We start from the raw sequence: 23,118 nt of genomic DNA, 5'->3' as shown, positions 1-23,118 counted from the left end.
TCACATTTAACAGACCCTAGAGTATTCATCAATAATCAGATCATGCTACCATGAGCGCACTGTTTCGTGCCACGTTCAAATCATGTCAATTGAAAAATTTAGCGTAGAAAAAGTTTTATCGGTACAGCGTTGGACCAGCAACCTTTTTAGTTTCACGATGACTCGACCAGCACACTTTAAATTTACCGCAGGGCAGTTTGCTCGGATTGGTTTAATGGTCGGTGATGAGCTAGTCATTCGTGCGTATTCCGTGGTGTCTTCGCCATATGATGAAACCTTAGAGTTCTTTTCGATTGTGGTACCCGATGGGGCATTTACCTCGAACTTACAACATCTAAAAGTCGGTGATGAACTTTATCTCGAAAAAATATCTTATGGGTATCTAACACTGGCTCGTTATCAACAGCCATTGCCACAAGATTTATGGTTGTTGGCTACGGGAACAGGTTTAGCGCCATTTCTTTCTATGTTGCAAGATTTTGAAACGTGGAACAAATATCAGCAAATTACCTTGGTTTACAGTGTCCGAACTGAGTCTGAATTGGCGTATATCGAGCGTATTCAGGAGATTGCGGAACTGTTCGGTGAGGGGCATTCTGGATTTAAATTTGTGCCGATTATCACCCGAGATCCAAATGCAGCTTTACATGATCGTTTGCCAGTATTGATTGCAAATGGTGACTTAGAAAAGGCTGTAGGACTGTCATTCAATCCTGCCAGCAGTCATGTGATGTTATGTGGCAACCCACAAATGGTCGATGACACCAAAGAAGCATTAAAGCAGCGTGGTCTCATTATGAATCGGCGTGGTGTGGGAAATATTGCGGTAGAGAATTATTGGTAATGAGCCGCGATTGTAGCGGCGCAAGGGCGATTGTAGCTCCGCAAGGCGATTGTAGCAGCGCAAGAGTGATGGAAGCAGTGAGCGAGAGAGGATATATTGTTAATGAACAAACATATCCATAAATTCGCGGATTTCTTGAATTGCGGTCTCAACATCTGTAGAGAGCCAAGTCGGTTCAAAAATCCCCGTATAATGCTCTAAACGATCTTGTGGGACGACCAAGCGTACAGGGCAATCCTCTTCCAATAAGCGCCAAGGTAAAATCGGAACTTCATTATCTAAGAAAGGCAGTACATTGCGAATATCAACAATCATCGCATTGATACAATCAGGCAATGGCATCACCGAAAGTTCTTCTGTTCGACGTCGAAAATATTCCAAATCCCCCCATTTTAGGATATAGCTTGGCTTATTGAACTCAATAATTCCAATCAAATGTTCGTCGCGTGTATGGTGCAAAAAGCATTGATGCGTGACATCAGTGTCTAATTCAAGAGAAACGCGCTGTTGGCTATAGGACATAAAGCAGAATATTAAAGAAACGAGGAGAAATATTATAGCTTATTTTTATCGCATTCTAAAATCGCATATATTTTAAACAAAACGTCAAACAATAAAAAGTAGAGTTCTGCAAACAAGACAACGATAGTCCGATGTTTCTTCACACAATGCAACATTGCGTACTGCTAAGATGAAAGTCAAATAAGTAATAACAAGAGGGCTAGCTGCGATGCATGATTTTAGTAAGCCAAAACCACATGTAGAAAGTAAGGAAGATACAGCGCGTAAACGGAAACTACCTGTCTATATGCTCATTATTGTTGGTATCTTTCTGATCGCGCTGCTTGTGTTTATGCTCGCTGATCATTCAGCCAAACCAACTGCACAGGTAATTATGCCTTATGTGCAGTCGTTGCTACTGAATGCGTAGAGCATCATTTAAGACCATATTCGATGAATAGTTAAATAACCAAAGCCCTTTGGTATAAATCAAGGGGCTTTTTGCAAACTATTACATGCTTTTTGTTGTATTAGTGATGCGGTTCATTGATTGGAAAATAGACAAAAACTAAGGTTAAAGCATCCATAAACTATGTGCTTGCTTATAAAGTGATCATGATTGGATCGTACAAAATGTAAAAACACGACATGACATAAGGATAACAACATGAATGAATTTTTTAGAGATCCCTCCCAACGTGGAGGATTCGATGCAATGTATTATTGGGATCAATTTCAGCCGATTTTAGCTGCAATTGCAATCCTGCTAATCGGGTGGATTATTGCATTGGTCATTGCGGCAGGTGTAAAGAAATTACTGCAAAAACTTGATACCAATAATAGATTGTCATCTGCGACAGGCAGTACACCGAATATTGAGGGTATTGTTTCCAAAATTGTATTTTGGTTCATTATGATCCTTGCTGTTGTTGGGGCATTAAACGTGCTCAATATCAATAGTATTAGCGATCCGTTTAGTAATATGGTGGGCAGTGTCTTACTGTTTATACCGCATCTTATCGCTGCGATTGTTGTTGGTGGACTGGGTTGGCTTATTGCCAGTTTAGTACGAACAGGCATCACCCGTGTACTTGCACGAACTGAGCTTGATGAAAAGCTAAGTGGCGAGGTCGGTGTCGGTTCGCTCAGTAGTAATATTGGTGAAATTATATACTGGTTAATTTTATTACTTTTCTTACCAATTGTTTTATCTATCTTGGGTTTAACCGGTTTATTGATTCCTGTGCAGAATATGGTGAACGAAGCAATTGCTTATTTACCAAGTCTGTTTATTACTGGTGTAATCATTTTTGTAGGCTATATTCTTGCAAAAATCGTTCGTGGAATTGTGGAAGGCTTGGTCAGTAGTGTGGGTCTACAAGCACAAGCTGAAAAAGTGGGATTATTTAAAAATTCAAGTGTTGGTAAATTTTTAGGCTCTTTTGTTTTTGCTGTGATCATGATTACGACATTGATCATTGCATTTGAGGCATTAGGGGTAGATGCAATTTCTCAACCTGCAACAGCAATGCTCAATGACATTATGTTGGCGATACCACAAATCATTGCAGCGATATTGATTTTAATTGTTGCATACGTGGTCTCTCGTTTTGTCGGACGTTTAGTTGCTGAACTCATTTCAGGGGCAGGTGTTGATGAAGTTCCAATGAAGCTGGATGTGCAGCGTTTCCTTGGACAAACTCGTGTATCTGATGTAGTTGGCTATTTGATCGTCTTCTTTACCATGCTGTTTGCAGTATCAGAAGCCGCAAATCGACTTGGATTGGAACAGGTGAGTGTACTCATCGCCATGTTTATCCAGTTTGGTGCAAGTATCTTACTTGGTGCTGTGATTTTGGTGATCGGTTTCTGGCTGGCAAATGTCGTTGCAAATGTCGTGCAGCGTGGTGAATATAATTGTTCACGCTGGTTGGGTACGCTGGTTCGTATCTTGATTATGGGCTTAGTCATTGCAATGGGCTTAAAAGCAATGGGCATTGCAGACTCGATTGTGAATTTGGCATTCGGTTTAACGCTTGGTTCGGTCGCTGTTGCATTTGCACTGGCATTCGGATTGGGTGGTCGTCAACCCGCTGAACGTTTACTTGGTGATTTGCTCGATAAAGCAAAAGCTGATGCGAAACAACCAAATCCTTTGCATAAAAACGAGACTGTTTCACCTAATACTGTTCAACCGACACCGCCATCTCCACCACATTCGGATGAATAGAAAAAATAATCTTTGATTTTTTTTGCCAATTCGACCACTCTTAGCGAGTGGTCGTTTTACTTATATATGAATAAAAAATTTATAGGAGAATGAAATGAAGAAGCCAAATCGAGTATTCGCGCCGATTATTATTGCAGGGATCACTGTAGGTTTTTTGGCGAGTGCTTATAAATTTGTCTTTGCGAAATCAAATGCTGAAAAAGAACAATCAAGCCCCAACGCACGCAAGGCATCTTCTTCAGAAGCAGAAAAGACTTCCGAGCATCGTTGAAGTTCTGAGCCAGCTCTCGATTGATGTCGTGGTTTAAACAAATTGGGCGGCAGCTTGTGCTGATGACCATGCCCATTGGAAGTTATATCCTCCTAAGTGTCCCGTTACATCAAGCACCTCACCAATAAAATATAAGCCTTTCTGTTTTTTACTTTCCATGGTTTTCGATGAGACTTCGCTGGTATCTACACCACCGAGGGTGACTTCGGCTGTACGATAACCTTCAGTTCCAGAAGGCTTGACTGAAAATGCATGCAATTGTGCTGCGATTTGTTCAAGTTGTAGATCACTGATATTGCCAATCGCCGTTTCGCTTTGCTCAGCCCAAATCAATTGTTGTAATTCGAGTACGATACTTTTGGCGGTGAATTCATTAAGTAGGGTACGTAGTAAAACTTTAGGCTGTGTTTTTTTCTTATCTTTGAAAAATTGTGTGAAGTCTTGGCTCGGAAAGAAATCAATATTAAAGCGTTCACCGACCTGCCAGTAATTTGAGAGCTGTAATGAGCTTGGCCCACTTAAACCGCGATGGGTAAATAGCAATGCTTCAGTGAATTGATGGCGATCATTGCTCAAACTTACATCCAAGGCGTTACCGCTTAAGCGAGAGGTCACTTCTTTAAACTGATCTGAAAAAGTAAATGGAACTAACCCTGCGCGAGTTGGGAAGACGTGATGACCGAATTGTTGTGCAAGTTCATAACCAAAACCTGAACCGCCTAAGGTTGGAATGGATAATCCACCTGTCGCAACAACTAAGGATTCACATTGAAAGGTACCTTGATTGGTGTCAATAACAAAACCAGAATCTTGTTTTGCTGTGACTGTATGAACATCACAATGGGTTTCAATTTTGACGCGTTTTGCTTTGGTACACTCTGCAAGCAACATTTCCAGAATCTCTTTTGCACCTTTCGTGGTGAAAAGTTGTCCGTGTTTGCGCTCTTCATATTCGATGCCATACTCACAAACCAAACCGATGAAATCCCAATTGGTGTAGCGTGATAGGGCAGAAATAACGAAATGTGGGTTTTCAGAAAGAAAGTTTTTAGGTTCAACATCTAGGTTGGTGAAGTTACATTTACCACCACCTGACATTAAAATCTTTTTACCGACTTTATTGGCTTTTTCGAGTACCACAACCGATCGTCCACGTTTTGCAGCCTCAGCAGCCAACATCAAGCCTGATGCACCAGCACCTAAAACAACCACATCAACTTGATGAACCATGGACATAACTCGATAGACGAAAAGCGGCCGATTATAAAAGATTTAAACAAATTTTAATATGTAGAGTGCTTGACTAGAAAAAATGTTTTTATTGCAAGGTATGTTATAAACATAACTTTAAATAAGAGGGCAATATAATGAATGATAAAACAATTTTAGGTCATAATCAGCCAGAAAACCAAGATCAATTGAAACAATATACACTCATTATTTATGTATTATATGCTGTGAGCATCATTGTTGGCTTAACCAGTATTGCCGCAATCATTATGAATTATATCAAACGTGATGAAGTAGAAGGCACATGGCTTGCTAGTCATTTTGAATGGCAAATAAAAACCTTTTGGGTCACTTTGATTGCAGGTGTGATTGGATTTGTGTTGTCTTTTATCCTGATTGGCATTCCAATTCTATTGGCAGCGACGATTTGGTTTATTTATCGTATTGTGAAAGGATTGATTGTATTCAATGATAACAAGCCAATTGGCGATGGTTGGTTTTAATGACAACGTGAAAGCGATGACAAAAGCTATCAGTTGATAGCTTTTAATTTACCTTGTAAACCACCTGTATGAATCACCAAAATTCGAGTATGTGCAGGGAATTGATTTTGTTGAATTAAATCAAATACGCCCAGCATCATTTTAGCGGTATATATTTGTTCTAGTGGAATATTATATTGTTCTTCGAATTGCTGCATAAATTGTAGTAGCTCTGGTGTGGTTTTCGCGTAGCCCCCACAACAATAAGCATCGGTGAGCGACCAATTATTTTTATTCGTCCATTTCTGAATGTCTTGTTTCAAAAAATCCCCTTTTAACGCAGAAAAGCCTAAGACGTGCTGATGATCAGCACTGCTTTCGATGAGGCCTGCAATCGTTCCTCCTGTCCCCACTGCACAGCAAATCAGATCATAATTTGCTAAGTCATCGGCAGATAGAATTTCCTGCGTACCTTGAATGGCAAGGTTATTGGTTCCACCTTCAGGAATAATCATAGCTTGAGGATATTGTTGCTGTAACTGTGCTAAGTATTCAGCTTCATGGCGCAAACGATATTCAGCACGACTGACAAAATGTAGCTGCATACCAAAATCTTGTGCTGTTTCTAATGTTGGATTTAAGCGTTGTGAGGCTAACTCTTCACCTCGAATGATGCCAATACTATCAAAACCAAAATGTTGTGCTGCATAAGCGGTCGCAGCAATATGATTTGAGTATGCTCCACCAAAAGTGAGCACTTGTTTTAAGCCTTGTTGTTGAGCAGCCAATAAATTGTATTTGAGTTTAAAAAATTTATTGCCTGAAATTCGAGGATGAATTTGGTCTAGCCGCTTGATGGTCAGCTGAACAGGATAGGGCAGTGCTAATGTTTGATAAGGAATGGGAAAAGCAATGTGATCAAACATTTCATTGAGCTAACAATTAATTTGATCACATTGTAAATGGATTTGATTGAGAATGTCAGTGTTGCTTTAAGAGTCGGTATCCACAGAAGTCACCACTGACATACCTGGACGCAAGTTCTCTATGCCTTTTTGATTCGGATCAATAGCGATACGTACGGCAATGCGTTGCACCACTTTGGTAAAATTACCCGTCGCATTATCTGCTTTCAATACACTGAACTCTGAACCTGCGGCAGGTGAGATTTGCTCAACATGCCCTGTAAACTTTTGATGATTCATCGCATCGACAGTGAAAGTGGCTTTTTGTCCAATTTTCATATTGGCGATCTGAGTTTCTTTAAAGTTTGCAATCACCCACGTTTGCTTTGGAATTAAATAAAGCAATTGACTGCCTGCTGCGACGTATTGACCCACACGAGGATTCACTTCGCCTAACTGACCATCCAATGGTGCTTCGATGGTACTGTAATCCTTCGTCGTATTGGCTTGGTCAAGCTGAGCTTGTGCACTATTTACTTGTGCTTTTAAGCCCATCTGCGCAACTTGAGCTGTTTTTAATGCTTCTTGAGCCACTAAAATATTAGCTTCAGCTTGCTTCAGCAGTGCAAGATTGTTTTGTGCATCAGCCGCCGCTTTGTCTTGTTCTGATTTGGAAGCAGCACCACTATTGCCTAGTTGTTGATAACGTCTCAATTGTGCAATAGATAAATCATATTGTGCCTTGACTTGCTCCAATTTTGCCTGAGCTGCGACAACATCGGCTTGGCGTTGGGCGATGGCTTGAGTTTGGTTTGCGAGGCTATTCTGTGCTTGCTCGACCCCTGAAACAGCTTGGGTGACCTTCTGATCATAGGTTGTCGCATCAATATGCATCAGCACTTGACCTTGTTTCACCTGATCAAAATCTTTGACCAGTACATCTTTGATATAGCCATTGATTTGTGAGGACAAAATCGTGGTTTTGCCTTTGACATAGCTATTGTCGGTTTGTTCAATCGCGGTGTGAAAAGGACCAATTCGCCATGCCCATAAAATAATAATTATTCCCACCAATAAGACCACTAACATCCACCATAGTGTTGAGCTTTTAGTTTTGATGAGTTTGCTCGCAGGTGGTGGAGGCGGCGGCATTTGTGCCACAGCATCTGGCACTTCTACTGGTGTAGCGGGCTGTTTTGGCTCACTACTTTTTTGGGGTAGCTCATTTTTCGGTTTATCTTGTTCTTCGGACATAATCTTTTCTCAATCAAATGTTCAAGTAGGTGAATTGGCCATTTCTATCTTTTTTCGTGCGATGTATTTGTCACGCATATACTTAAATAATCCCCATACGAATAAAATAACAGCAAAGATGCCATTGAGTATAATGACGTCGTTATAAGCACGGACCTGAGCTTCACGCGTTACCACTTGATTCAAGTTTTGCATCGCTTGCTTATTTTGTAATACAGGATCAGTGGTATTGATCATGGCACTGTGTTGATAGCTCTGTAAGCGTTGCGCAACCAATGGGTCTGTGGGGTCTAAACTGCTATTGATTTCGACCTTGTAATCGTAGGTATGACGTTGTTGATATGTGTTGAAGAATGATGAACCAACCAGACCACCAAAGTTTTGAGTGGCGGTGAATAGTACGATAAAGGTCACGACGTACTGCGGACCACGTTGTAAGGTACGTACAAAACCCATCAACAATAATGGACCAATAAATACACCACCTGCAAAACTCACCAAGAACTGACTTCGATAGAAATTCGCTGGGCGAACATCACTGGTCAGGTGATAGTCGAGTATGCACGCAATAAAAATCAGAATTTCTGCAAGGAACAGATTTAAGATCAAACGATCTTTATGAAAGGTGAGTGCGCTAAATACAGAACCCGCAATTGTTCCGCAAAAGATAACCCCATAGAGTGGCACAAATTGGTCAGGACCCATGCCCATTGTTTTTAGAAAATTAACAGCAGCATAACTTTGTTCGGACATGAGTAGCCGTAAAGCAAAAGCACTAATGATAAAACCGAGTAAATCACCCGTTGCGAGCCAACGCGTCATAATCAGTGGATTACGACGATAATGCTCATAGGTTAGACCCAAGACAATCAAACAAAAGCCAATGATCAAGGTATAGGCCAACCACGGGCTATTGAACCACCACAGAATTGGACCTTGTGTTAACACGATACATAAACAAGCAAAACCGGGAGCCAGCAGCGCAAAAGTAAAAAAATCTTGTTTTTCAAAAACCTCTAAACGCAAGCTACGAGGTAGTTTGAGTGCGACGACCATGGCAAAACAACAAAAGGCTAAACCGAGTTCAAAAGTGTAAATCACATCCCATTGATTGGCACTCAGTAGAAATGGAGAAATAATCCATGCCAAAGGCAAGCCGAGTTGCTGAAAGCCGAAAGCGAGATAAATCCCTTTTGCCATATCAGCCTTACCAAAGGCTTGCATGGTGTAGTACATCCCCAGCGAACTTAACGGTGCTGCGGCTAAACCTGCAATAAACCGAACAAACAGCGCCATTTCATAGGTTTTTACAAAGAGATGTAAGATCAGAACACCAATAAAAACCAGTAACCCAATTTCTGAAAACAGCCGCAATCCATATTGTTGACGGGCTTTGAATAAAATCAAGTTCGAGCTAACGTTTGCCATTACATAAGCCGCAGGTAGCCATGCGGTTTGAGAGGGAGTTAAAGAATATTCACCTTGAAAAATTGGTAAATTAGCGATAATAAATCCATTACTCAAGCTCGCAGCGATGCAGATAAATAAACCAATAATAAAATAAGCAAAGCGTTTCGGTGTGGCATGTGCAATAGCGGCAGGCGAGCCTGGTAGCGTTGGGCGCTCGTCAGGTGACCAATCTGGAGGAGTCTCAAGATAACGAGGTGTTTTATCCATTTTATGCCTCGAACTAAATTTTAATACCGTTTAATAATAATTGTATGGCTCGCTTTGCTAGTCGAACTTGTTCTGATGCGTTATGACCTTGAAATGAAGACCCTAAAATCGCCGCAATCATGGCAAAATCTTGTGTTGTTAGATCTGGGCGGCATAAATGATGTTGTATGGCTCGATCAATGAGTGGTTGTAATGCTTTATCACGCCGTGCATAAATGTTTAGCATGATTGGGTCTTGGCGATCAATGACACGCCAGTAATCAATCAGTACAATCAGATGAGGGAGTTGTTCAATATGACCTTCAATCAAGCGAATAAAACCATCATCAAACTCAAGTAAAGCTTGCGCTCGTTGTTCTAAACGAATGATGGCTTGTTCGAGTAGCGCAATGATTAATGCTTTGCGATCAGCAAAATTACGATAAAACGTTGCACGTCCAACACCGGCATGATCAATAATCGCTTGTAACGGCGCATGTATGCCTTGCGTTCGGAAAATTTCCTCTGCGGCATTGAGTAGCTCATCACGGTTATGGGCTGCCTGTTGTTGGCGATTTAGCATGTTTGAAGTTCATGGAGTATTTACATTATATTTAACGGACATTTTTGTCCGAAGTAAATTTAAGTCATTTTGATTTTTGTTTTAGTTCAGTAAAAGCGTGCATTGATCTACAACACACGCTTATGTTTATCAATCTTTGAAATGGGTTGGAATCCATTGATAGCTTTTACCATCTGCTGAATAAATATGCCCAATCCCCGGAAATGGTAAGTGTGGTGCTGCAATGGTTTGTCCATTTTTTGCAAAATTCGCAAATTGTCTTAAACGTGTTTGAACTGCTTTTTTCGGATCGATATCGTATTCAATTGCCGTTTGAGGTTTATCAAATTGCACGGTATGAGAATGAACAATATCACCAATAAACACGACACTTTGATCTTTGGTTTTTAGCTCATAACTATAGTGTCCCGGCGTATGTCCTGCCGTGTTGATGACTTTAAAGCCTTGAATTTCATCACCGAGCTTAAATGTTTTAAAGCGTTGCTTAGCTTGATAGGGCGCAATAGCTTGCTTGATCATTTCGACGGTGCTTAAGTAGTTGGCTTGTTTGTCTTTTGGTAGTTTTGCCGCTTGTTTTGGATCTAGCCAATATTTAGCTTCATCCTCAGATACATAAACTGTGGCATTTGGAAAATTAGCTGTGCCTTTTTGGCTGATTCCACAAACATGGTCTGGGTGCAAATGGGTAAGTAAAATCGTATCGACTTGTTCAGGTTTATATCCTGAAGCAACTAGATTTTTCAAAATAGAACCAAGATGTGCACCGAAACAACTTTCAGCACCGCTATCGACTAAAATCAGTGATTTTCCTGTATTGACGAGGAATGCATTGATCGAGGTTTGCACGCCTTTGTCTTGATCAGCATAGTATTTTTTTAAGATATCTTGCACTTGTTGTGGTGATATATCTTTAAACAAGCTTGGTGACATAAAGTTAGTGCCATCCAATAATGCCGTAATCTGTACATCACCGACTTGATGCTGATAAAAGCCTGAGATTTGTTTTTGTTGTTCAATGATCGGCAGGGTTTTGGCTGTTTGCGCATGGCTAAATAAAGGGAAGCTGCTCAAGAATGAGACGGAAAGGAGTAGGGCGGTTTTTTTCATAGGGGTTCTTATAGATTTAAAAGAATTATCTGTTTTAACATGATAGTTAATTTTTTTTCAAGTTAAATTAACTATAGGTTAATTGCAGTACTTTGAATTATAATAAATATTAATTTTTATTTAAAATATAGAAAAATGAATAATCAGTATTTCGAAGGGCTAAACCAAAAAATTAAGCAGATTCTGGAGTATTTAGATTCCAAAAGTAATGAAGAAATAGGAGAAATCTTTAGTCGAGAAATTTCTGTTCGAACTAAAATTGAATTTAATAGCTATGGAGAGCAAATAAAAAACAGCTTTAAAGTGATTGATCAAAGACATGGTTATATAATACAAATACTTGAAACACTAAATGATCAAGAAAAAAAGTTTTTTTATGATATTTCAGGAGATGCACAAGAACAAATGCGTGTAGATTTAAGAACAATATCGTCACGAATTCCTGATTTAAATTCTATTTTTTCAAGTAGTGGGACGATTAATAATCTATTTAATATAGACCAGAGCATTAGAAATACTTATGAGGCATTTATTGTATATGCCCGTATAGCAAAAATATCTTTGGATAATCTTAATAAAAAAATAGCAGAAGATCTGAATCCAATTTTTAAATCTAAAAACTCCCAAGTAGATCAGCTTATAGCTGAGTTAAAAATTTATAAGGGGGAAGCATCATCCAGAAAAACTAAAGAAATATATAATAAAAAATATAAAGACTATAAGCGGACTGTTGAAATATATGAATTTTATATTATGTTACTTGTATGTTTATCAGTTACTTTAGTTCTTGGGCAATTATTTGCGCATAGTTTTTTTGATGCATTAAATTTATCTAATGCCATTACAATTAAACTTACGATTTTTGCTTTAATTGCAACTCTCTTTACCTATTGTTTTAAGCAAATCAGTTTTTATCGAAAAATTTCAGAACAAGCTCATCAAACATATATGGAGCTTGAAGCATTACCAGAATACTTAATCCATTTACCTGATAATAAACAACATGAAATACGTTTTGACTTAGCTAAACGTTACTTTGGTCAAAGCTTATTTGAATCTATAAAAGAAGATTCAATTTCAATACAGGAACAAGCTAAAACAAATGCTGAGGTTTTAAAATCGACCTCTGCCTTGTTGGATGTCATAAAAAAGCAGAATAACTAGAGTGAATTGCCTTAATAATTTAAATGATTGAAAAATTGAAAGCCCTATTACAGGGCTTTCAATTTATTAAACTATTAAGACACTTTATCACCAGCTTTAGCACCAGATTCAGGAGAAATCACCCAAACACCTTCGCCATTACCCGCTGCAAGTACCATACCGTTTGAAATACCAAAACGCATCTTACGTGGCGCAAGGTTCGCAACCATCACCACCAATTTGCCTTTTAAGTCTTCAGGCTGATAAAACTCACGAATACCACTAAATACATTACGTGGCTCAGCTTCACCAACATTTAAAGTTAATTGAAGAAGTTTATCCGAACCATCAACAGTTGCTGCTTCTAAAACTTCAGCAACGCGAAGATCAACCTTCATAAAGTCTTCAATGCCAATGATCTCAGCTTCACCAACTTTTGGCTCAGGCTTTTTCTCGGCTTTCTTCTCTTTTTTCTTTTCTACTTTTGGCGCTTCTGCCGTAGCGACTAAAGAATCTTTAGAAGAATCAACCATTGCAGCAACTGCTTTCGGGTCGATACGTTGCATTAACGGTTGGAATTGAGCAATCTCATGTGAAACTAAGATTTGCTTACGTGATTCGAAGTTAAAACTTTCAAGTTTTAAGAAAGCCTGAACTTGTGCAGCAAGTGCTGGCAATACAGGGGATAAGTAAACCGCAAGCTGACGGAAAAGGTTGATACCCACTGAGCACACATCATGAACTTGTTGTTCTTGACCTTCTTGCTTGGCAAGTGCCCACGGTTTTTTCTCATCAATATATTGATTGGCACGATCTGCCAACGCCATGATTTCACGGATCGCCGCAGAGAATTCACGTGCTTCGTATGCTTGTGCAATTGAATCGCCTGCATCAATAAAGCTTTGCACGAGTTCAGGCTCAGCACAGGTATTTGAAAGGGTGTTGTTGAAATTAGTATTAATGAATTTCGCACAACGGCTCGCAATATTCACCACTTTACCAACAAGATCCGAATTCACTTTTTGAACGAAGTCATCTAGGTTCAAATCAGAATCTTCAACTTTGTCTGAAAGCTTAGAAGCAAAGTAATAGCGTAAATATTCAGGATTTAAATGCTGTAAATAAGTTTCAGCTTTGATAAATGTACCGCGAGATTTTGACATCTTCTGACCATTCACAGTCAAGAAACCATTGACGAATAAACCAGATGGCGTACGGTAGTTTGCACCTTCAAGCATTGCAGGCCAGAACAGCGCATGGAAGTAAACGATGTCTTTACCAATGAAGTGATAGACTTCATTTTCTGAATTTTTTTTCCAGAAATCATCAAAACTTAAATCAGGACGTTTGGTTTTGATGTAGTTTTCAAAACTCGACATATAGCCAATCGGTGCATCCACCCAAACATAGAAATATTTGTTTGGCGCATCTGGAATTTCAAAACCGAAATAAGGCGCATCGCGAGAAATATCCCAATCAGATAAACCTGCTTCAAACCATTCATCTAGTTTGTTGGCAATTGAAACAGGTAAACGACCTTGGTCACGGGTCCATTTCTGTAAATATTCTGAGAAATTTGGCAGTTTAAAGAAGTAGTGATCTGATGATTTTTCAACTGGGGTTGCACCGCTCAAAGTTGAGCGAGGATCAAGAAGTTCAGTTGCGTTATAGGTTGTACCACAGACTTCGCAGGCGTCGCCGTATTGATCTTCCGATTTACATTTAGGGCATGTACCTTTAATGAAACGATCAGAGAGGAACATGCCTTTTTCTGGATCAAAAAGCTGATTTACAGGACGAATCGCAATATTGCCTGCTTCACGGTTTTTAATATAAATTTCTTCTGAACGTGCTTTGTTTTCGTCACTATTGGTTGAATCATAGTGATCGAAATGTACGCCAAAGCCATCAAAGTCACGGATATGTTCTTTTTGAACGTTGGCAATTTGTGCTTCTGGGCTAATGCCATTTGCTTCGGCACGCAGCATGATCGCTGTCCCATGAGCATCATCCGCACATACGTAAGTCACGTCATGACCCATTGCACGCATCGCACGAACCCAAATATCTGCTTGGATATAACCGAGTAAGTGACCCATATGGATAGGACCATTGGCATAAGGAAGGGCATTGGTGACTAAAATTTTACGCACGGATATTGTTCTCTCATTCGTATTTCAAGGTGGATGATTTTACATGACTTAACACCGACTTGCACAAGGGAATCGGTGAATTCTTTTGAGATCACATACTCTGCATTTGTTTAACGCTTACACTTTGCTTAGAATTTTTTCTCAACGAAATGATTTTGCCTTTAGACAGGAAATGAATGTGATAGCTTTTTAAGCTATTAGTCTTTGGATCAACCGTGATTTCAGCAAATAAAGGTGTTTGCCAAAGTTCATCACTACCTAAAGTACCTAACCAAGCTTGAGCTTTAATCGCAACCGAATACTCATCTTTTATCTCTAAATCACTGATGCTCATCTCGCTACACCAATGCACGGTTGTTGGAAATTCTACTTTTGAAAATTTCCAACAAATCGAAAGTGCTAAGCTTGTTGCAATTCCAGCATAATTATTGCTTTCATTATGAATGACAGGAAGTAATTGTTCTGCCAAATCACGCTCAAAAGAATCAATCATGCTTTGGATTCTTCTTTTACTTGAAAGAATGTACCTTAAGCGCTTTTCTTGTGCTTGAAGTTCATGTTGAATTTCTAAAAGTTCGTTTTCATTCATATTTAAAGCTTTATAAATAAGGTTAAGATTTCGATAGTGCAAAAGTATATCTGATCTATTTTTTTATATTGTGAATAGTTTTTTAATTGAAATTTAATGGGTCTAAAAATGATCGAAACAGCTCGACTACGTTTAAGACAGTGGCGAGCAGAGGACTATGTATCCTTTGCCGCAATGAGCACCAATCCACAGGTTATGGAATATTTTCCAAAACTGCTGACGCGAGCAGAAAGTGATGCCTTGATCGATAGAATGAAGTCGATTATCGAGACTCAAGGCTGGGGCTTTTGGGCGGTTGAGTTAAAACACAACCAGCAATTTATTGGTTTTACTGGTTTACATGACCAACCTACCCAGTTTTCTTTTTCGCCGTGTGTGGAAATCGGATGGCGACTCGATCAAGCGTATTGGGGGCAGGGCTATGCACCAGAAGCAGCTCAAGCGGCTCTCACATTCGCTTTTGATCAGTTGAAATTAGACAAAGTTGTGTCATTTACCACACTAGGAAATCAGAAATCACAAGCGGTCATGAGAAAGTTGAAAATGAGAAAGATCACAGAGTTTCAACATCCAGCTTTGGAATCAGATCATCCTTTAAGTTGGCATGTCTTATATGAGATCTCTAAAAATGAATTTCTTGAAGTAAATTAAACGTTATTCATTGATATGATTTTTATATCCAAAAATTCATAAGGTTATCAATCAGAAATGATTTGAATATTCCTGTATATCCTTTGTTTCAATTTGCTGCAATCACTAAAAAATCAACATAAACGCGGTATAACTAAGTTTGCTCCAAACAATTTATATTTACCTATAAGTGAGGAATTACGATGACAAATGAAAAAATTGATGAGTTAAAAACTCAAGCAGCCGACTTAGGTAATGATTTAAAACACAAAGCAAAAGAAGCGCAGTTACAAGGCGAAAAGGCAGTTGATGATTTAAAGCACTCAGCAGAGGAGCTAAAACTGAAAGGTGAAAAAGCATTGGATGATCTTAAAAAAGATGCGTCTGAGCAAAGTAGCGAAAGCAAAGAGGCTTTTTCTAATAAAGTGGATGAAATTAAAGCGAAACTTGAAGATACGCAACATAGCGTTCAAGACAAATTTGACCACTTAAAAGAAGAAGCTAGTCATAAGTTAGATGATGCAAAAGTAAAAGCGGCTGAATTGAAAGACGAAGCTGCTGCAAAATTTGATGATCTCAAAGCTCAGGCAAGTAGCAAATTGGATGATTTAAAGAAAGCAGCAACGGATACTATAAATAAATTCAAAGGCTAGTTGGCTGATTAAATTTAAATAACTGATGCTCATATCTTATGAAGAAATATGCTGTAAAAAATAAGCAATTGTCTTCTTTGATATGAGCGTCACTTCTTCGATCCTGCTAAACTAACCAAACTCAGTCCTATGTTGATCTGTTTTTGGAGTAAACAAAATGTCGTGGCTTTCTTCCTTAAAATCTGTTTTTTCACCAGCACAAGAAGTGAAGGAAGACGAGATTCAAACAGTTCTACAAAATTATGTATTACCTTATTCAGAAAATGGCTTAAAAGATCGGATTAGCCAAGTGAATGTCCAAGGTCGTATTTTGCAACTGACGATTAATACCTTCCCTCAAGAAAAAGATCATTTACAACAAATCCATGATGAACTTGCTGAAGCCTTAGAAAAATGTGGCATTCAGGAGTTAAACCTGCATGTCATTCAACAAAAACACGCTGCACATGGCGAAGCGGGTCATAGCTGTTCATCTAAGCCTAAAACAGAAACTGCAAAAAATACAAAACTACCGCCTGTGATGGATGCGTCTGCAAAAGTTGAAACTGACCCAAATAACCCGCCTATTCAAAAAGCAGCACCGCAACAACGTGATATTGCAGCTCATCCACGCATTCAAAATGTTATTTTGGTGTCATCGGGTAAAGGTGGTGTAGGTAAATCAACCACGACAGTGAATCTTGCACTTGCACTACAAAAAATGGGCTTAAAAGTCGGTGTTCTCGATGCTGATATCTATGGCCCAAGTATCCCAACGATGCTTGGAAATGCAGGTCAAACACCACAAATTGAAAATGAACATTTTGTACCTTTAGATGCCTATGGTATGGCGGTGATTTCGATCGGTCATCTCATCGGTGCGCATAATACGCCTGTGGCTTGGCGTGGACCAAAGGCAACAGGGGCATTGATGCAATTGTTTAATCAAACGCTTTGGCCTGATTTAGATGTACTGGTGATTGATATGCCACCGGGAACAGGTGACATCCAATTGACATTGGCACAGCGTATACCTGTGACAGGCGCAGTGATTGTGACAACACCTCAGAATGTGGCACTCATGGATGCAGTGAAAGGAATCGAGTTGTTTAATCGCGTTAACATTCCTGTGCTTGGTGTGATCGAAAATATGTCGACACATATCTGTTCGAATTGTGGTTTTGAAGAACAAATTTTTGGGATCGGCGGCGGTGATCAAATTTCTGAACAATACCAAATTCCATTACTCGGGCGTTTACCTTTAGATGCTAAAATCCGTGAACATGCGGATCAAGGTAAACCAAGCGTAATTGCACAAGATGCTGCGGCTGAAAGTTTTATGGCTATCGCGCAAGCACTGCTTGAGCAAATGGAAAAATTACCAAAGCATCAAAAAGATGACAAACGCATTTTCTAAATAAACCGATTTCCAAACTTAATGCTTTAAAAAAACCAACATCATGATGTTGGTTTTTTTATGTGCTGAGCAAAATGATTTTTTGATTGATAAGAATTAAAATTATACCAATGAGTAAAAACTGGCATGTGGATTGCTTATTCTCTCTTTTCGATTGAGAGTAGATGGATGATGCATTTTAAACGGTTTATGGGGATTGCCAGTGTCTGTACCGCTTTGTTTCTAAGTGCCTGTAATGGAGATGGTGATTCAAATCCTCAGCAAGCACAAGAAAAGCCCCAATTACAGCCTATTGTGATACAAGGTGCATTGCCGATTGAATCTGAACGAATGGCATCGAAATTAGACAGTGTCACAGTTGAAATGATAGGAGGTTGGACGTTTTGGAAGGGAAGCTATAAAGGTTATCCCATGATTATCTCGAAGACCCGAATGGGCATGAGTAATTCAGCCGCAGCAACAGCGATTGCCATTCAGCATTACCAACCGATTGCGATTATAAATCAAGGTACTTCAGGCGGACATGATCCTGATTTACATGTGTTTGATATTGTTCTCGGAAAATATACGACCAATATCGGTGCATTCAAAACACCTCATCAACCCATAAATGGCGGTTCAAACTCACTGACATGGAACGAAGCATTTGATGTACTTCCTGATGATGAGTCTGATCCTGAACCGATTGCCATACGCAAGTTTGAAGGGGATCCAGCCTTACTGGTTGCAGCCTATAAAGCCAAAGCAAACTATAGCAAAGGGCAAGTTGTAGAAGGTACGATTGGTTCGGCTGATGTTTGGAATAATGAATTAGATCGAATTAATTTCTTGCATAGCACATATGGTACTTCTGTTGAGGAAATGGAAGCAGCATCGGTTGCACAAATTGCATATCAATTTAAAGTGCCATTCCTTGGCATTCGGGTTTTATCCAATAATATTACCAATAATGGCGCTTATGATCCCGCTACAGGTGAAGCGTGTCAGGATTATGTATTAGATGTTGCGGAACACTATATGAAGGAAAAAACTGAAACTAAATAGAGATAGGTGTTGCTAAAAAGCTGTCTCATCACATGCTGAGACAGCTTTTTAGGTTTTATTCACATCACTATTAATCGTGAATAGTGCTAGTGAGCGGATTGAGGTGGTGTAGCGCCAGTTTCTTTTTTCGCTTGTGCGATATTCATGGCAATACAAACCCCCACAATAACAACACCAACAAGATCAGTCATCGGTTCTGGCACAATCATCATCAATGCTCCAACGCCTAACACCAATCTCCATAGCCAATTCATCGAGGTTTTGAAATAGCCCTCTACTGCTGCACCTAAGGCCAGAATACCGATAATCGATGTCGTCGCGATGCTGACAATGCTCCAGATCGAAGGTAGGGCAAACTCACGGGCATTCATTGCCACATTGGTGGTATCGATCATCAACATGGCTGGATTATAAACAAACAGAAACGGCACAATAAAACCAGCTAAGGATAATTTAAGTGCTTGAAATCCTGTTTTCATCGGATCGCCTCCTGAAATACCAGCCCCAGCAAAAGCAGCCAAAGCAACAGGAGGGGTAATATTGGCAAATAAACCAAAATAGAATACAAACATGTGTGCAACAAGAATCGGCACATCAAAATGAGCCAGTGCAGGCGCTGCCATCGTTGCCGTGATGATATAGGCAGGAATAGATGGAAGCCCCATGCCTAAAATCATCGATGCGACCATGGTAAATAACAGCGTAAGGAACAGATTTCCTGCACCGACACTCATGATATATGAGGTCATTACCGAGCCGAAACTGGTTAAACTCACCACACCAATGATCAGACCAACCACAGCACAGGCAGACATTACCGATAAGGACTGTTTGGCACCATCCGCAAGCGCCTCTAAAATTTGTTTAACTCCCATCCGCGTTGTTTTACGCAGATTAGCGACAACGATGGTTAATAGAATCGTATAGACCGCGGCATAGCTGACAGGCATGGATTGAAATAAGAAAAACACCAACGCCACAATCGGAATGAGCAAGTGGCCACGTTCTTTCAGTACTTCTTTGACGCGAGGCAAATCTGATTTAGGTAAGCCTTTTAGATTGTCACGACCTGCACGGAAATGGACTTGTGAAATTACCCCGAGGTAATACAACAATGCAGGTAAGATCGCTGCGAGGGCAATGGTGCCATAACTGACCCCGGTTGTTTCTGCCATGATAAAGGCACTCGCGCCCATGATTGGCGGTAGAATCTGACCACCAACAGAAGCACTGGCTTCCACTGCGCCTGCGAAATTTTTGTTATAACCAATTTTTTTCATCAATGGAATGGTAAATGAACCTGTTCCCACCACATTCGCAACGGCTGTGCCGTTAATACTTCCCATAAAACCACTAGAAATCACAGCTACTTTTGCAGGCCCACCTTGTTTATGTCCTGCTAAAGCCATCGCGAGATCATTGAATAGTTTGCCCATACCTGACTTGGCTAGAAATGCACCAAATAAAATAAACAGGAAGATAAAGGTCACTGACGCGCCAATCGCAGACGAATAAAGACCTTCCGTTTTTAAATACATTTGCCCGAAAATATCACTGACGCTATAAGGTCGAGTGAGTAAGCGGTCAGGCATCCAGTTAAAATGACTAATAAATGGATAAGCCAGAAAAATCAGCCCAAGAATAGGCAACATCCAGCCCATGATTCTTCGCGCAGCTTCAATAACCAGAACCACAGTCATAATGGCAAACACGATATCTAAGGTATTTGGAATACCTCCTCGCGAGGTCATAATATTTTGATATTCAATCCATAAATAACCAAATGAAGCGAGCGATGCCAGCATTAATACCCAGTCAAACCAAGCGATATGTTGCCGATCGCTACTTTGCCGAGCTGGATATAACAGGAAAATAAGGGCTATACCAATCGAAACGTGTGCTGAACGTTGGATCAGTTCAGGTAGTGGATTAAAGGTAATAAACAAATGGAACAGAGAGTAAAAAATGGCTAACACGGTAATAAATAGACCAACAGATTTCTGTTTGGGCGTGCGTGTTACAGATTCCTTATCAAATTTTTCTAATAATTCTTTTTGTTTTGCTTGATCTGTCTGTTCTGGCGTTACGGTATCATTCGGTGTATTCATCACATTCTCCTAACCACCAGATCTTCCATAATGGTGTATAAGTGCTTCTAAACTGAACAAGGCTATAATCGGGGAGTTGGTTTGCGATTGCCCAGCTTTTGTCTTTTAGTAAAATATGACCTTGCATATTTCGTGAAACGGTCCAGTTGATCTCAGGGATTTGTTGATTGACCGACATTCGGATCACACCACCCTTTTGAAAAATAACTGGGTAATCACTTGGTGTTCCAGCACCAAAAGAAATTAAGTCCGTATAAATGAGCTGGAAGCCATTTTTGTTACGTTGGTAATTTTCGAGCCACAACGTTTTCTCTACAGAATGCCGCCATTGCAAATTAAAATCAGCTTCACGAATAATGCAGTGATGTTTTGGCGTTGTGAACTGTGTGCTTGCAATGGGATAACTTATGAGAGTACCCAATAGCACCACGCTACAGAAAAGTGCAGCCGAGGCTGCACTTAGATGCTTCATTTTGTCGCTGCAATTTCGTCGTAATATTTTTTCGCTCCAGGGTGTAGTTGAGTCACTAAACCTTGTTGCGCACCTTGCAAGCTGATGTCTTTGGCTGCTTGGTGACTATTGGCTAAAGCATCCAGACTTTCAAAGAATGTTTTAGTCAACTTATACACATCATTTTCAGAAAGATCTGAACGGACAACCAACGCATTCATGATCGCTGCTGTAGGAATATCTTCAGCATTGTCATAGGTGCCTTTTGGAATGATCATTGGTAAGAAATAAGCTTGGTCTTTTGCGATTTGTTTAATTTTTTCAGGATCAATACTGACAAGCTGCAAATCATAGCCGCGCTGTAATTCCATAAGTGATGAATTTGGAATACCACTGGTGAGGAAGGCTGCATCTAACTTTCCGCCTTTAAGTGCATCAGCCGCCTCTGCATAGCCTAAATAATCAACTTTTACGTCTTTATAGCTAATACCAAAACCATTTAATAACGTGCGAGCATTCACTTCAACGCCAGAGTTTTGAGCACCCACTGCGATACGTTTACCTTTCAAATCCTCAATGCTCTTGATCCCAGATTTTTTTGATGTGACGATTTGCACATAGTTTGGATAGAGTGCAGCTATCTGTTGCACATTGGTGATTTTATCCTTAAAGCTTCCTTGTCCATTCACCGCTTCTGTAAGGCTATCGCTCATCACAAAAGCCATTTCGACTTTGTTTTGTTTGAGTAGATTGAGGTTTTCAACCGAAGCACCAGTGGTCTGTGTTTTAGAGTTTACACCATAAGTTTTATGATAAATTTCAGCCAAATTTGTTGCGATGACATTATATGGGCCTGATGCTCCACCCGTTGCAATATTGACAAATCTTGTTTCGAGTTTATTGGCATTTGCAGTTGCGCTGCTCCCTTCTTGGCTTGTATTTTTGTTGCCAGTATTGTCAGAACAAGCGGATAAACCTGTGATTGCTAAACCGAGTAAAATGAGTTGGGGCCATTTTTTCATTGCTATCTCCTAATTGTATGCAAACCATAAATCCATCATTTGGTTGCTTTATTTAATATGATTGTTCATTTTGACGCGATAAAATATGTTCTACTCTTACCGTATTCTGAGGGGGATGGCAACTTTTTTCGACGCTTTTTATACTAAAGAATTGATCCTTTTTTTATGACGTGATTTCCAATTCTTTATCACCACCCAACGCCAAATTAAATGTGTAGCGACGTAAAACAGCAGGGCACACAGCAGTGCCTCAACCACCAGACCAGACACGAGTATTTTTGCTAAATTTAAATCAATATGACCATGACCAAAATTGGTCAACCAATTGATCATTTGATGCAGCACACCAAGTAACATCTCTTTATTAATCATGTCGACTTGATATATCTGAGCACCAAACCAAAAACCGACATATAGGATGGGCACAACCGTTAATGGGTTGGTGAGCCAAGCTAGACATAAGCCAATCGGCAGATTTACCTCGAAGTATAAAATACTCAAGATGATAAACAGGCTATGAAAAGGTACGGGTAAGATGCCCCAAAAAGTACCAATAAAGATCGCTTTTGCAATCGTGTGACGATTCACATACCAAAGTAAGGGGTTTAAGGTACGAGGACCAAAAACTTTCATCAACTTAAGTTTGGCGATTTTTTCCGAGGAGGGGAGCCATTTCTGAAAGAATAGCTTAGGCATAAAATGGGAAATGTACCAAAATAAAAGAGCAGCATTCTTCAAAATAGCATGCTTTGCTTAGCCTAAACTTAAAAGCCAAAAAGATTGGATGCAGCAATGAAAGTTTACTTCCATCGGCGTTTTTGCTGAGGCACACTCTATCTGTTGTATGCAAAATATACGAAATTATT

At 39.7% G+C, this 23,118-nt stretch carries 23 protein-coding genes; 10 read left to right on the top strand and 13 right to left on the bottom strand.

Annotated elements, in window-relative coordinates; translation table 11 throughout:
* Positions 1–82 precede the first annotated feature (82 nt).
* Positions 83–844, top strand: coding sequence for a ferredoxin--NADP reductase (locus tag MMO38_RS05920; protein ID WP_241322909.1), 762 nt, complete (start codon positions 83–85; stop codon positions 842–844).
* A gap of 99 nt (positions 845–943) precedes the next feature.
* On the opposite strand, the gene MMO38_RS05915 is transcribed toward MMO38_RS05920, so the two are convergent.
* Entirely contained in the window at positions 944–1,366 is a 423-nt protein-coding gene (locus MMO38_RS05915) for a hypothetical protein (protein ID WP_004669873.1), read from the bottom strand.
* Between the two features lie 208 nt (positions 1,367–1,574).
* On the opposite strand from MMO38_RS05915, the gene MMO38_RS05910 reads away from it, so the two are divergent.
* From MMO38_RS05910 to MMO38_RS05900, 3 genes are all read left to right on the top strand, one after another.
* Positions 1,575–1,775 (top strand): hypothetical protein, encoded by a 201-nt coding sequence (locus MMO38_RS05910; RefSeq protein WP_004669874.1) that lies wholly within the window; start codon positions 1,575–1,577, stop codon positions 1,773–1,775.
* A gap of 237 nt (positions 1,776–2,012) precedes the next feature.
* Positions 2,013–3,575 (top strand): mechanosensitive ion channel, encoded by a 1,563-nt coding sequence (locus tag MMO38_RS05905; protein ID WP_004669875.1) that lies wholly within the window; start codon positions 2,013–2,015, stop codon positions 3,573–3,575.
* 94 nt (positions 3,576–3,669) lie between these two features.
* Positions 3,670–3,846 (top strand): hypothetical protein, encoded by a 177-nt coding sequence (locus MMO38_RS05900; protein ID WP_241322908.1) that lies wholly within the window; start codon positions 3,670–3,672, stop codon positions 3,844–3,846.
* A gap of 33 nt (positions 3,847–3,879) precedes the next feature.
* On the opposite strand, the gene MMO38_RS05895 is transcribed toward MMO38_RS05900, so the two are convergent.
* Positions 3,880–5,082: an NAD(P)/FAD-dependent oxidoreductase gene (locus MMO38_RS05895; RefSeq protein ID WP_241322907.1), complete on the bottom strand. Its 1,203-nt coding sequence runs from the start codon at positions 5,080–5,082 to the stop codon at positions 3,880–3,882.
* Positions 5,083–5,213: 131 nt separating this feature from the next.
* Between MMO38_RS05895 and MMO38_RS05890 the strand changes: the two genes are divergently transcribed.
* The gene (locus tag MMO38_RS05890) at positions 5,214–5,579 is read left to right on the top strand and encodes a hypothetical protein (RefSeq protein WP_241322906.1); all 366 of its coding nucleotides are present in this window, start codon (positions 5,214–5,216) and stop codon (positions 5,577–5,579) included.
* Between the two features lie 29 nt (positions 5,580–5,608).
* On the opposite strand, the gene MMO38_RS05885 is transcribed toward MMO38_RS05890, so the two are convergent.
* From MMO38_RS05885 to MMO38_RS05865, 5 genes are all read right to left on the bottom strand, one after another.
* Positions 5,609–6,484, bottom strand: a complete 876-nt coding sequence (locus MMO38_RS05885; RefSeq protein WP_241322905.1) for a pyridoxal-phosphate dependent enzyme — start codon at positions 6,482–6,484, stop codon at positions 5,609–5,611.
* Positions 6,485–6,550: 66 nt separating this feature from the next.
* Complete coding sequence (locus MMO38_RS05880) at positions 6,551–7,615, bottom strand: HlyD family secretion protein (RefSeq protein WP_241322946.1); 1,065 nt, start codon at positions 7,613–7,615, stop codon at positions 6,551–6,553.
* Positions 7,616–7,738: 123 nt separating this feature from the next.
* Entirely contained in the window at positions 7,739–9,394 is a 1,656-nt protein-coding gene (locus tag MMO38_RS05875; protein WP_241322904.1) for an MFS transporter, read from the bottom strand.
* Positions 9,395–9,407: 13 nt separating this feature from the next.
* Positions 9,408–9,956, bottom strand: coding sequence for a TetR/AcrR family transcriptional regulator (locus tag MMO38_RS05870; RefSeq protein WP_241322903.1), 549 nt, complete (start codon positions 9,954–9,956; stop codon positions 9,408–9,410).
* Between the two features lie 129 nt (positions 9,957–10,085).
* The gene (locus tag MMO38_RS05865) at positions 10,086–11,063 is read right to left on the bottom strand and encodes an MBL fold metallo-hydrolase (RefSeq protein WP_241322902.1); all 978 of its coding nucleotides are present in this window, start codon (positions 11,061–11,063) and stop codon (positions 10,086–10,088) included.
* A gap of 135 nt (positions 11,064–11,198) precedes the next feature.
* Between MMO38_RS05865 and MMO38_RS05860 the strand changes: the two genes are divergently transcribed.
* On the top strand, positions 11,199–12,227 hold the full coding sequence (locus tag MMO38_RS05860) for a hypothetical protein (protein WP_241322901.1): 1,029 nt from the start codon (positions 11,199–11,201) through the stop codon (positions 12,225–12,227).
* A 74-nt stretch (positions 12,228–12,301) separates the two neighbouring features.
* Here the strand turns inward: MMO38_RS05860 and metG are convergent, their stop codons facing one another.
* Positions 12,302–14,359 (bottom strand): methionine--tRNA ligase, encoded by a 2,058-nt coding sequence (gene metG, locus MMO38_RS05855; protein WP_241322900.1) that lies wholly within the window; start codon positions 14,357–14,359, stop codon positions 12,302–12,304.
* Between the two features lie 91 nt (positions 14,360–14,450).
* Positions 14,451–14,948, bottom strand: coding sequence for a hypothetical protein (locus MMO38_RS05850; RefSeq protein WP_241322899.1), 498 nt, complete (start codon positions 14,946–14,948; stop codon positions 14,451–14,453).
* 108 nt (positions 14,949–15,056) lie between these two features.
* Here MMO38_RS05850 and MMO38_RS05845 point away from each other — a divergent pair, with 108 nt between their 5' ends.
* The 4 genes from MMO38_RS05845 to MMO38_RS05830 all read left to right on the top strand — a co-directional run bounded on the left by MMO38_RS05845 (position 15,057) and on the right by MMO38_RS05830 (position 18,671).
* A complete protein-coding gene (locus MMO38_RS05845) occupies positions 15,057–15,599 on the top strand; it encodes a GNAT family N-acetyltransferase (protein ID WP_241322898.1) in 543 nt (180 codons plus the stop codon).
* A 182-nt stretch (positions 15,600–15,781) separates the two neighbouring features.
* The gene (locus MMO38_RS05840) at positions 15,782–16,231 is read left to right on the top strand and encodes a hypothetical protein (protein ID WP_004669889.1); all 450 of its coding nucleotides are present in this window, start codon (positions 15,782–15,784) and stop codon (positions 16,229–16,231) included.
* 157 nt (positions 16,232–16,388) lie between these two features.
* Positions 16,389–17,627 (top strand): iron-sulfur cluster carrier protein ApbC, encoded by a 1,239-nt coding sequence (apbC, locus tag MMO38_RS05835; RefSeq protein WP_241322897.1) that lies wholly within the window; start codon positions 16,389–16,391, stop codon positions 17,625–17,627.
* 168 nt (positions 17,628–17,795) lie between these two features.
* Positions 17,796–18,671: a 5'-methylthioadenosine/S-adenosylhomocysteine nucleosidase gene (locus MMO38_RS05830; protein ID WP_241322896.1), complete on the top strand. Its 876-nt coding sequence runs from the start codon at positions 17,796–17,798 to the stop codon at positions 18,669–18,671.
* Positions 18,672–18,757: 86 nt separating this feature from the next.
* Here the strand turns inward: MMO38_RS05830 and MMO38_RS05825 are convergent, their stop codons facing one another.
* From MMO38_RS05825 to MMO38_RS05810, 4 genes are all read right to left on the bottom strand, one after another.
* Positions 18,758–20,779: a TRAP transporter permease gene (locus MMO38_RS05825; protein ID WP_241322895.1), complete on the bottom strand. Its 2,022-nt coding sequence runs from the start codon at positions 20,777–20,779 to the stop codon at positions 18,758–18,760.
* A complete protein-coding gene (locus MMO38_RS05820; RefSeq protein ID WP_241322894.1) occupies positions 20,763–21,251 on the bottom strand; it encodes a DUF1850 domain-containing protein in 489 nt (162 codons plus the stop codon). Before MMO38_RS05820 ends, MMO38_RS05825 begins: the two co-directional genes overlap by 17 nt.
* On the bottom strand, positions 21,248–22,252 hold the full coding sequence (locus MMO38_RS05815) for a TAXI family TRAP transporter solute-binding subunit (protein ID WP_241322893.1): 1,005 nt from the start codon (positions 22,250–22,252) through the stop codon (positions 21,248–21,250). The genes MMO38_RS05820 and MMO38_RS05815 overlap by 4 nt, the downstream gene beginning before the upstream one ends.
* A gap of 138 nt (positions 22,253–22,390) precedes the next feature.
* Positions 22,391–22,948, bottom strand: coding sequence for a DUF2062 domain-containing protein (locus MMO38_RS05810; RefSeq protein WP_241322892.1), 558 nt, complete (start codon positions 22,946–22,948; stop codon positions 22,391–22,393).
* Positions 22,949–23,118 lie beyond the last annotated feature (170 nt).

The sequence above is a fragment of the Acinetobacter sp. NIPH 1852 genome (assembly GCF_022549455.1).
GTDB lineage: Bacteria > Pseudomonadota > Gammaproteobacteria > Pseudomonadales > Moraxellaceae > Acinetobacter.
The sequence above is the reverse complement of the archived record's forward strand: the minus strand, read 5'-3'. Positions and strand labels throughout refer to the sequence as shown.